Origin of the sequence: Micromonospora sp. NBC_00860, from assembly GCF_045207375.1 — a bacterium.
In the GTDB taxonomy this organism is placed as follows: Bacteria; Actinomycetota; Actinomycetes; order Mycobacteriales; family Micromonosporaceae; genus Micromonospora; species Micromonospora vinacea.
In genome coordinates this window covers 1062557-1073825 of the sequence record NZ_CP108825.1, presented here as the reverse complement: position 1 = coordinate 1073825, position 11269 = coordinate 1062557, and the positions used below count along the sequence as shown (strand labels likewise).

Sequence of the window (11269 nt, the reverse complement as noted above, 5' to 3'; positions counted from 1 at the left end):
GGAACACAAAAGATCGATCGCAGACGCTATCACTTTGGATTGACCAAACTAAACTTTTAGATTTTTAGATGAAAGTGGCCCCTGTTGGCCCATGACCTTGGTGGCATCTGGGGCAGCGCGAGCGGGGCATGTGGCGACGTCGCGGAGCGGAGGCAAAGGCAGCGCGAGACCGACGAAACGCCGCTACCACGGTGGCGCGGTGACTACCGCCCGGCGCGGGGCGCTGACGAAGGACGCCTCACCGGCTGGCGGTCGGCTCCTTGTCGTAGGTATCCCTCAGGGCCCGGCGACGGAGATCGGAGTGCCGAGTCGGCCCTCGTTCCCGCTGCGATCCAGCCCGGACACGCAATAGGAGAGGGGACGGTCGGTCGGGGCGGTGCGATCGATCCAGCCGGTTCCTCGGGCGGTGCCGACGAGCCGGGCCTCGTCGCCGTCCACCCGGTAGACGGCGTAGCTGGTGGGGCCGTCGCCGCGCCAGGTCAGCGCCACCCCGCCGGCGTCCGCACGCCGGGCGTCGGTGAGCGTGGGTGCGGCGGGCGGCGCCGCCGGGAGCTGCGCCATCGTGGGCACCAGCGCCGGGCCGGCGTAGTGCGCGCGGCTGTAGCGGCTGACCGCCCCGAGCTTGTCGGCGCGGACCTGCTTGGCACTGAAGTGCACGCTTCCGTGCACGCCGTTTCGGCGGTTGAGGGCCAACTGCCGGTCCAGTTCGGCCGGGTCGCGCCAGGCGCCGCGCTCACCCACCCGGTAGTCGGCCTGACCGATGTAGAGCTGCACCCTGGTGCCCCGCACGGTGTCGACCCACCACGGCAGCAGCTTGGCGTAGTCGGCCTTGGCGAACCCGACGTGCCAGTAGAGCTGTGGCACGACGTAGTCCAGCCACTGTTTCCGCACCCACAGCCGCGTGTCGGCGTAGATGTCGTCGTAGCTCTGCAGGCCGGCGGTCGCGGAGCCGGCGGGATCGGTGCGCTCGTTGCGCCAGATGCCGAACGGGCTGATGCCGAACCTCACCCACGGTTTGATCGCCTTGATCCGCTCGCTCATCTCCCGGACCAGCGTGTTCACGTTGTCCCGGCGCCAGGCGTGCTTGTCCGCGAAGCGCCGGCCGTACCGGGCGAACGTCGCGTCGTCCGGGAAGTCCTGCCCGGCCTCCGGGTAGGGGTAGAAGAAGTCGTCGAAGTGCACCCCGTCGACGTCGTAGCGCTGGACCGCCTCCAGCATCGAGTCCTCGACGAACTTGCGCGCCTCCGGCATGCCCGGATTGAAGTAGAGGCGGCTGCCGGGCCGGTCGGCGCTGGGGTAGGTCACCACCCAGTCGCGGTGGTGCCGTAACGGGTGGGCCGGCGCGAGCTGGTCCAGCCTCGGTCCGGGGCCGCCCACCGTGGCCGGTTGGCCGCCCCGGTAGGGGTTGAACCAGGCGTGGAACTCCAGGTTGCGGGCGTGTGCCTCGGCGACCATGAACTCCATCGGGTCCCAACCCGGGTCGCGGCCGTCGCGGTGCCCGGTCAGCCACTCCGACCACGGTGCGTAGCTGGACGGCCAGAGCGCGTCCCCGCTGGGCCGTACGTGCACGAAGACGGCGTTGTGGTTGTGCCGCACGGCCAGGTCCAGCCAGCCCCGGAACTCCGCCCGCACCGTCTCGGCCGGCAGCCCGCGCCGGCTCGGCCAGTCGATGTTGTTCACCGTCGTGATCCACATGCCCCGCAGCTCGCGGGGCGCCCGGGCTGGCCGGCCGGCGCAGCTGGGCGGACCGCCCGTTGGGCCGGCGTCGATGGCCGCGCCGAACGCGGCGACGTCCCCGGTCTTCGGTGCGCCGCCGTCGCCGACAACCCGGTGCCGCAGCGACCATCCGCCCACCCCAAGCGCCACAGCGAGCGCGACGACCACCGCGACGAGAGCCTGGGTACGACGACGGTGGGTGGTGGGAGCGGACGGCTCGGCGGCGGGCATTGTCACAGTCTGCCGAGTGTGGCTCACCGGGTGAACCAGGCGGCCCGTTACTTAACGGTCAGCTAAGGCCGGCGCGACGCCAGCTCGCTCCCCCGCTTCGCCCCGTCCGGGCAGTGTCACGCGGGCACCAGGTTTCAGCGGCTGGTGGAAAGCGGTCGCCGATGGTGATGGTGACGGCGTTCCACGTATCTCGGTGAGCAGGCCAGCGTGATCGGTCCGGTCGCTTATGGCGATAAACCGGGCGGCCACTGTCGTCGCCTGTTGGTGTGGAACGGGTGTCCGGTCCGGCTCCGCAGGATCTTCACCTTGTCCAGCCGGAGGGTGGAGCGATGACTGAGAGGACCTCGGCGTGCCGGTGACGACAGCTCGGATCTGCGGTTCGGCAGCTCACACCCGGTCATCTGCGCGCCCGACCGACGCCTGCATCGGGAGACCGGGCGTCGCCGGCGCTTGCGCCGCCGAAGCGGCCGTACCGACTGAGAACGCCCGCGACGTCAACCACCGCTGAGAGGGACTGGGCCGGATGGGCTTTGTTCGTGTTGGTGGCCACCGTGGCGCTCACCGCGGCGATGATCACCGCGCAACTGGCCGGCCTCACCCGGCTCGACATTCCGTTGGTGCTCGGGGCCCTCGTCACCGACAATCCCGATCGGGCCCGGGTCGGCCGACCTGCACCTCCGATGGACCACCACTGCAGACAGGCCGGCTGCGGTAGCCCTCGAACGAGCCGTTCTGGACGCGTTGGCCGCGACACCGCTCTGGAACCGCGCGCGATAGCCCTCCGGATGTGTCGGCTCATCCACTACCGTCCGGGCTATGGCAGCCAGAGCGGCGGGAGCGTTTCGTCGGACGCCGATCGAGCGGTCAGACCAGCGGGTCGCATGGGACCGGACGGACCAGGCCTTCTTCGCTGCCGGAGCGTGTCACATCCTCGCCTGGGTCTGCCGGGATTCCTATCCAGACAGGTCCATCGAGATAGCCGCGGTGCGCCTTCCGGGCCAGCGGCAGGTCTTCCACACCTACGCGGCCTGGGACGGCTGGGCGTTCGACCACTCAGGCTGGAATCTTGAGCCTCAACTGCTGGCGGTCAACACAGACTTCGAAGGCCAACCGCTAGAGCGCCTCAAGATCACAGACGGTCTCGCTGAGTTCTGCCAGAAGCACCACCACCGCATGCCGAACCAGTACTGGCATGACCCGCGCCCCCGCGCCCGCGACTACATCGGCCGATACATCCCACCCTGGACATAGCCCTTTCCGGGCACTCGCACCGGCAACGCACACCTGCCGAGCGGCCACCGGCCGTTCACTCGCCCGATCAGCGGCAGATCTATGGGCCGGTGGGAGCCGTTGCGCTGATGCTGCGGGGACGTTGAATAATCCGCGCGTGGATGTTGCCGAACTGCTCGCTCGAGCTGCGGCCATGGTCCCGGCTGATGTCGTCAACGAAGCCGGCGTGACGGTGGTGGACGTACGTGAGTACCTCGACCACGACGAGTGGGAGTCGCGCTCGATCTCCTAGTAGACCTCGACACGGGTTGGCGACCCCCGACCGCCTGGTGGGATCTGCTGATCGGCAGCGCCGGGCTGATGTGGCTTCCCGACGCCGCCGCGTGGTGCCACTGGGGCCAGTGGGAGAGCATCCACGGAATCGTCCGCGCGGAGTTGCGACTCCTGTCGCCGGCCGAAGGTGGCCGACGAACACCGATCCCGGGCAAGGGCATCCTCCGACCGCTGTGGGACCTCGGCCGCCGTACGGGAGCGGGCGACCCCGATCTGCTCGTGGCACGCGTCTGGGTGGAGTCCGCGCCAGCGTTGCCACCAGGCGCTCCCGGGTCGGTCCGCCTGGGCCCACTGTCCCCAGCCCTCTGGCGTCACCTGCGGCCGGGCATGACGATCACCATGCACGAGGGCCGGCCCGCGGTAGGAACGGCCACCATCATCGAAGCTTCGAATTTGCGCTGACATCAGCACGACCGATGGCCGGCTCAATCGGGTTGTGGTGACATTGGGTAGCGCGCGTTGTCTGCGGCAGATCCGTGCTCGATCCATAGACCATGCGTGCTTGGGTGCGGTGTTCCACCGCCGGTTGATGTGGCAGGGTGACCGGATGATCGACAGCCGTGGGGCGTTGGAGGCTGTGGTCCGGCATGCCGTGGAGCTTGAGGACGATTACGACGACATCGCGCCGACGGTCACGACACTGGCCGCATCCGGGGACACCACCTTGGTACCCCGACTGCGGGAGGTGCTGGACCGGTTCCTCGACGAGGGGAACTTCTACGGCCGGGATCTGATTGCCGGTGTCTTGGCAGGCATCGAGGGCGTGGCGGCACTGCCGGTGCTGCTACGCGCTTCGGCGCGGGATCTCGGGGACGACCAGGACAGCCTCCAGGCCGAAATCATCGAGCTGCTGCACGCAGACCAGGCGACCAGCCGGCGTGTGGTCCGTGATTTCGCCATGGGTGATACGCCGGAGCTGCGGCGTGTGGGGCTGTGGGCGCTCGGGTTCGTGGTCGACGCACAGGATGTCGAGCTGCTGGCCGCTGCCGTGACCGACGCCGACCCAGAGATCAGGTCTATGGCGGTCGGCTCGATCCCTGACCCAGCCGGCGACGACTGGGCATTCGGCGCGCTCGTTCTGGCGTTGCGTGACCTGGACGAGCAGGTCCGGGTGTCGGCCGCGAGCAGGCTTGGCTTCACCGGCCGCGTTGACGCGGTCGCACCGCTCGTTGCCCTCGCCGCCGATCCGACACCGCGAGTACGGTCCATAGTCGCCTACGCACTCGGGCGACTCGGCAGTCACGAGGCGACCCCGGCCCTGCAACGGCTCCTCCAGGACCCCGATCGGCACGTCCGCGAGAACGCCGCGGAAGCTCTCGGCTCGGTCGGAGGGTCGGCGGCGGTCGATGCGCTGCTGGTGCTGGCTGCCGACCAAGACGCACAACTGCGAGTCCAAGCCGCGAAAGCGCTGGCGAAGGCGGCCGACTCGGATCCCCGTGTGACGCCGCAACTCACGATGCTGGCACGAGACGGCGAGGCCGCAGTACGAGCGGCCACCCTCAGCGGACTCGCCAGCGCCGATCGCGGGCCATCACTCCGGGGGCGACTCCTGATCGAATTGGCGGACGACCCAGATCCACTGGTCCGTCAGCGCGTCGCGGTCGTGGCAAGACACCTCGCGCCCGACGCTGCCCCGGACATCCTCCAGCGGTATACCCGCGACCCCGACCAGACCCTGCGCCAACTCGCCGCAACCGAACTGGGCCGACTAGCCAACCCCACCGCTCGCTGACCCGGCAGCCCACAGTCAGCAATTTGCTGGCGAGACTGTCGGGCGCCGCGGTTCCGGCCGCCCTGGTCGCGCTCGGCGCGTCGATGCACCGCACGGCGCCGTCGCGGGCCGAGCCGGCCGAGCTGGCCGAGCTGGCCGTGATCACCGCGCTGAAGCTCGTCGCACAGCCGGTCATCGCGTACGCGGCCGGGCTGGCCTTGCACCTATCCGCGCCGCAGTTGCTCGCCGTGGTGCTGTGCGCGGGCCTGCCGACAGCGCAGAACACGTTCATCTTCAGCCAGGAGTACGGCCTCGGCGAGGCGGTGGCCAACCGGGCGGTGGTGGTGACCACCACGCTGTCGCTGGCCACCCTGGCCGCGGCGGCGGCGCTGCTCGGGTAGGTCCGTCAGCTGACTCGTCCAGCAATCATGGTGAGTCACGCCGACCATGGCGCTGGCGGCCGGGTCTGCAGCCACGATCATCGCCTGATGATTCGGCGGGCGATCTCGATGCCGTACTGGCCGGGAGGGTGTACGGACGGCTAATGCGCCATGTCGGCGGCAGATGTTCGCATCAGGTTGCGTGTTAGTAGAAGCCGCGGAAGATGCCTTCGCCGTTCGCATTGTCGGAAAAATCTTCCCAGTCCATGTTCGAAATCGTGAGGTTGTTTTGAACCGACCACATCTCGGACGGCAGGACTCGGAACGTGGCACCGTACTGCGGCCCCTTGCCCTGGTCCTCTAGATCTTCCACGTAGTCGTAGAGGTTGACTACCAGGATCGGCCGATCAGGGTGGGTCAGCGCCTTCGTGTCGACGAGGAAGGCAACGGCATGATTGAAATCCGCGGGCACCACCTCCAGGAGCTGCGACGGCGTGATCCCCTCGAACGCACGATCATCGACGAATGCAACGAAAGCGGTGAACCCATCTTCTGTCTGCGGTTCAGCGATCGCCGCCTGAATCGCTGTCCATTCCTGTGGATGGGCAAAATCGGTACGGATGACAAGGGATACGTCGGAACTCTGGTGCCACATGCGCTCATCCACGCACGGGAGGATAGGCCACCGGCAGCTGAGCGGACGTCACCCAACTGACGGCCGGGAGCACCATGGCTGACATCTTCGGTGCCGCCGAAGTGGTCTCCAGCCTGAAGGGCCTGCTCAGGGCGTTGCCCGTGGGATCGGTGTCTCGAATGACGGAACTGCAGCGGACTCCAGCAAGCTCACCCGCAACGTTCCACATCGATATGCAGCACGGTCTGCAGACGTGTCCTTAGGCGAACCGAGACGCCGGCCGGCGCCAGCCATCCCGGGAGCAGCAACGCCTGACCACTTCGACCTCTACTGGGAGGTCACGCCGCACCGCTCCACCGCATCACCACAGGTCAAAGCCTCGTCCCTGTCTGGCGTCGGTGAGCACTTCGGGCGCGGAGACCACTTCGCCAACCTGCACCCAATCTGCTCCCACTTGCAAGGCCGGGCCAACCAACAGCCACTTACCGCCTTGACCTGCGCACACTCCCCTACCAGGCGACATAGAGCGCTGTCGACTGTTGTGCAGAACCGCAGAGCACTCCGGTGTGAAGCAGGACGCCGCACCGACTCTGACCTGCGGAAAGGAGAACGCGCAGGTCGGGGTGGGTGCAGTTGAATGTCGTTAGGTGCCGTTGGACGCTGCTCAACGCCGTTCAGTGCATCCGCCTGCTCCCAACCCGCTCCCCCAATCTTGGCGCGAGACCGCCGGCAGTTGACCGACCTGCGTGGCTTCCCTTCGCGCAGGCGGCGCCCGTGTGGGCTTCGGGCCACGTGGTGTCATTCCCCTGCCTAAGACGCACCCTGTGCCAGCTCACCCAGCCAACTCTCACGGACGCGCGGGGTCTCATGATGACCGGCGACAATGACGGCGTCGGCTCTATCGGCGCCGCCTGGACGTAGTGGATGTTGCAGAGGCGAGAAAGCAAATCGTCAGCAGGATCAGCGTCAGCGTTGCCGAGAACGTGGCCGCACCAGTCATGACCGCGGAAGCGGGGTGGGCGCCGCTCAGGTGTACAAGTACACCGCCACTGATACCGGTGATCAGGCTCAATAGCAGTCCCCAAGCCAGCCAGAGGCCCCGCATTTCCAACCTTGTCATGTGATAGCCCCTTTTCGTGTCGTGTCGCGGCGTCCGACGGCTGAAGCTCATCGGTGATGACCACGATCGGAGTCCATTGGTCCAGCGGAAAGAGGCTTGGACATAGTTGGACGATGGACCTCCTAATCGGTGTGCGCCGATAATCTGATCTCATGCGGGTTCTGTCCTGGGCGAGATCCAGGGGCGGTGGCGACGGGACTGGAGGGTGCGGTGGGTCCAAGGGACCAGCAGGATCTTTCTGCCTTGCTGGATCAGGCGCAGGAGCGGAAGCAGTTCGGGGATTGTCTGCGGCTGCTGATGGCCGAGCGTGGTCATTCCGTCGACAGCGTGGAACGACTCAGTCACCGCGCGGGCAAAGGCATCTCTCGTAGCACCGCCTCGAACCTGATCATCGGCAAGACGGCTACCGAGAGGTCGCTGCGAGGCTTCCTGTTCGGCTGCGGGCTGCTCGAGCAGGAGCATGGTCCGTGGCTAGTCAAGCGTCAGAGGATCTATCCGGGCCAAGCGGACGTGCCGCAGACGGCGGCATCGTCTAGATGGATTATGTCGGCGGAGGCACGGGGACATTTCACCCACCGCGCCCGTGGGCACCGCAGCGGGCTGGCCGGGACTGACCTGTTCCGCGGCCGCGAGGCGGCGCTGGCACAGGTATGCGCATGGTGGACTGCGGCACGATCACCGGGACGACCTTTGGTGGTAACGGGACAGCCAGGCGGCGGCAAATCGGCCCTGCTGGGCCATGCGGTGCTGCGACTAGAAGCCGTCCACGTCGGCCGCGGTGCGGCGGTGCACGCTCGCGGCCTCAATGAAGCCGAGGTCCGCAAGGCGATAGCCCCGCTCGCGGACCTACGGGACGTCCACAGCACCACTGAGCTGCTGCATGCCCTGAGCGGCGAGGGTGGCCCATCCCTCCTTTTGGCGGTCGACGCCTTAGATGAGGCCGCCACGGATACCGACCGTCGGGCGATCGCTGATCTATTGGTCGGCTTGGCCCATTTGCCGCGACTCCGCGTCGTCGTGGCCACCCGCCCGCTGGGTGGGCGAGAGCGTCATGCCCCCGGCACTCTGCTCTACAGCCTGGGAGCCAGCTCTGCTGCAGGCGCCAATCTGATAGATCTCGATGCGGATACGTACTTCGACGCTGCCGGGCTGCGCGCCTTCGCCGCTGCGGTGCTCACCCAGGGCCTGCCAGGCGGCTCGTGGTCCTCCTACCAGACGGATCCGGCGCTTACCGGACGGCTTGCAACGGCCATAGGCGAACGCGCCGGAAGCAATTACCTGGTAGCAGCATTAGCGGCAACTGAACTCGGCTGGCGTGACCGAACGGTCGACCCAGCCGATCCGGAATTCGAACCCACGGTCATCCCCTCGACAGTAGGCGAGGCGATCACCAAGTACCTCGATGCCGTGCCGACCTCGCAACGAGCCATGACGCGGGCCCTCCTGACGGCGCTGGCCTACGCACGAGGGGACGGCATCGACGAGCGGCGTTGGGTTGAGTTCGCCGAGGCGCTGGGCTATCCGGTCACGCGGATGCACGTTCAGGACCTGCGGCAGTCGCCGGCATCGGCGTACCTGGAACATCATGAGACCGACGATGGTGACCGCACCATTCGGCTCTTCCACCAGGCGTTGAACGACGAACTGCTCCGCCAGCAAGACGATCCACACCGTGACGAGCGGGCTCTGCTGTCTACGCTACTTCCAGCCACGGACGGCGGACGGGGTTGGGCAGATGCCGACGCCTATCGGCGCACGCATGCCGCTGACCACGCGGAGGCGGCCGGAATGCTGCCGGTGCTGCTCAATGATCCACGGTTCCTTACAGTGGCCGACCTCGACCGCCTGCTGTCACTACTGCCGGCACATCCGCCGCCGGAAGTGGCACCCATTGCCGCAGTCCTACGGCAGGCGACCGATGCACGCTGGCGCTCTCCGCGACGTCGGGGACGCCTCTTCGCACTCAGCGCGGCCCACCTTGGTCTGTGCCAGCTCCAGGCTTCCATGGGGGCACTGTCCACCGACCGTTTGCGAGTCGGGTGGGCACACTCCCTCGGCAATCCTCACCAGGTGATCGGCGGGCATACGGGTGAGGGCGTGGTCGTGTCGATCGGACGGTTCGCTGGGCGGACAGTAGTTGTCAGTGGCGACGCCAAGGGAGCGGTGCAGCTTACCGACGCGGTCAATGGCTGTCTGCTGGCAGAGCTTCCCGGCCATCCCGGCGGAGTAGACGCCGTCGCGGTCGGCAACATAGGAGGCCGCGACGTCGTGGTGACGGCGGGAAGCGGCCAGGTCCGCATCGCCGACACCCTGACATCGAGTTCGCTACTGGTCAGCGGTCATGGCCCGCTGGCGCTAGGCCGGATAGGCGAGCTTGACGTGGTAGTCGTTGGGGATGACGCCGGCCTCTTGGTGCATGATCCCGTGTCCGATCGGCTCGTGTATCGAGTGGCAGATGAACTGCCTACCGATGCGGCGGTAACCATTGGTCGCGTCGGGACGCGCGATGTGATCGCGTACTCCGCACGCAGCGGCGTCGTGCTACTCGACGGCCGCGACGGCACAACCATCAACGAGCTCTCCTGCGACGTTGAGGACGGCGTATCAGCGATTTCGTTCACCCGTGTGGAGGGCCGCGATCTCGTGGTCACCAGCGGCATGGGGCCGATTCAGGTGCATGACCCGGTCACTGGCGAACGGGTCCGTGAACTCGGTTGGTACGCGATGACCACATGCATCGCCACCGTCGGCGACGACCAGGTCTTCCTGGTGGCCGCCAACACGAGGGGCGCCATCGACTTGATTGACTGCAGCACCGGAAAGGTCGCACGCACGATTCGCGGACACACTGACACAGTGATAAGCCTCGCCGTAGGTTCGGTTGGCGGACGTGACGTAGTCGTGTCGGGCAGCCTCGATTCGATGGTGCGCATCCATGACCTCGGATTAACGGCTGCCCCCGGTACCCCGCGGATTGGACACCAAACCAAAGTGGATGCAGTGGCGGTGGCGCTCATCGACGGGCGATCTACCGTGCTGTCCGCCGGCGACGGCGTGCGTATGTTCGATGCGGACACCGGTCGGCCGGTCGGCTCTCCGTTGTCAGGCGTGCGGTCGCACATGTCAATAACCGCCGGTCGCGTCTCCGGCCGCGACGTCATCGTCTGCGGCGGCTTCGGCGGCGCCTTGCAGGTCTTCGACGCGGTGACTCGCGAGGAAATCGGCGACTGGAGCGATGAGAACTGGTACTGCGTGACAGCTCTCGCTCTCGGGATCGTCGACGGCCGAGACGTTCTCGCAGTCGGAGCCAACGATGGCAGCGTACGGTTGCTGAACGCTTTGACGGGCCATCAAATCTGCCAGATATTCTCCTCCGCGCGGGAAGTGGCCATAGGGCGGGCGGAGAAGCACAATTTCGTGGCCGTCGTGGGCAACGATTTCACCTGTCGCGTCTTCGACGCTACGACCGGGAAACAGCTGAGCGATCTGTCGGAAGCCGCCGGACCGGTGTGGGCGGTCGCCACTGGATCGCTGCAAGGCCGAGACATCGTGGTCACCGCCCGCGAAGACGGGCAGGTACTGCTCGTCGATCCGCTGACCGGGGTCGCGGTGGAAGAACTGATGCAGCATGACGGCGAGGTGTTCCATGTGGCGGCCACCTACATCGGCAACGAACTCGTCGTAGTCACCGGTGGCCACGATGCCACGGTGCAGGCGACCGGGGTTCAGGAGGACGACGTCTTCGTTATCGACGTAGTTGACGTGGTGAACGACCTCGCCGCAGGCCAGGACGGTCGGATCTTCGTCGCCAGTGGCACTTCGATCTTCAGCCTCGTGCCAGCCGGAGGGTTCAGGCGAGGATGTCGCCATTGCGATTGAGAGCCTGCACGGCACGAAGAGCACGGCGCCGTCCA

General features: G+C 67.0%; 8 protein-coding genes. 6 read left to right on the top strand and 2 right to left on the bottom strand.

Features of this window, described 5'->3' with window-relative positions; all coding sequences use genetic code 11:
• Window positions 1-276: 276 nt before the first annotated feature.
• Window positions 277-1947: a glycoside hydrolase family 10 protein gene (locus OH804_RS04825; protein ID WP_406063058.1), complete on the bottom strand. Its 1671-nt coding sequence runs from the start codon at window positions 1945-1947 to the stop codon at window positions 277-279.
• Between the two features lie 816 nt (window positions 1948-2763).
• Here OH804_RS04825 and OH804_RS04820 point away from each other — a divergent pair.
• From OH804_RS04820 to OH804_RS04800, 5 genes are all read left to right on the top strand, one after another.
• Entirely contained in the window at window positions 2764-3198 is a 435-nt protein-coding gene (locus tag OH804_RS04820) for a hypothetical protein (protein ID WP_406063056.1), read from the top strand.
• A gap of 136 nt (window positions 3199-3334) precedes the next feature.
• Complete coding sequence (locus OH804_RS04815) at window positions 3335-3469, top strand: hypothetical protein (protein ID WP_406063054.1); 135 nt, start codon at window positions 3335-3337, stop codon at window positions 3467-3469.
• The gene (locus OH804_RS04810) at window positions 3445-3912 is read left to right on the top strand and encodes a hypothetical protein (RefSeq protein ID WP_406063052.1); all 468 of its coding nucleotides are present in this window, start codon (window positions 3445-3447) and stop codon (window positions 3910-3912) included. Before OH804_RS04815 ends, OH804_RS04810 begins: the two co-directional genes overlap by 25 nt.
• A gap of 109 nt (window positions 3913-4021) precedes the next feature.
• On the top strand, window positions 4022-5242 hold the full coding sequence (locus OH804_RS04805; protein ID WP_406066428.1) for a HEAT repeat domain-containing protein: 1221 nt from the start codon (window positions 4022-4024) through the stop codon (window positions 5240-5242).
• Between the two features lie 23 nt (window positions 5243-5265).
• Complete coding sequence (locus OH804_RS04800; RefSeq protein ID WP_406063050.1) at window positions 5266-5622, top strand: AEC family transporter; 357 nt, start codon at window positions 5266-5268, stop codon at window positions 5620-5622.
• Between the two features lie 184 nt (window positions 5623-5806).
• Here OH804_RS04800 and OH804_RS04795 read toward each other — a convergent pair whose 3' ends face one another.
• A complete protein-coding gene (locus tag OH804_RS04795) occupies window positions 5807-6268 on the bottom strand; it encodes a DUF6924 domain-containing protein (RefSeq protein WP_406063048.1) in 462 nt (153 codons plus the stop codon).
• 1330 nt (window positions 6269-7598) lie between these two features.
• Here OH804_RS04795 and OH804_RS04790 point away from each other — a divergent pair.
• Window positions 7599-11234, top strand: coding sequence for a hypothetical protein (locus OH804_RS04790; RefSeq protein WP_406063046.1), 3636 nt, complete (start codon window positions 7599-7601; stop codon window positions 11232-11234).
• Window positions 11235-11269: the final 35 nt, after the last annotated feature.

Bases quoted from the DNA above. Each gene is read 5' to 3' on its own strand.
- OH804_RS04825 (WP_406063058.1), bottom strand. From the start codon at position 1,947: ATGCCCGCCGCCGAGCCGTCCGCTCCCACCACCCACCGTCGTCGTACC.
- OH804_RS04820 (WP_406063056.1), top strand. From the start codon at position 2,764: ATGGCAGCCAGAGCGGCGGGAGCGTTTCGTCGGACGCCGATCGAGCGG.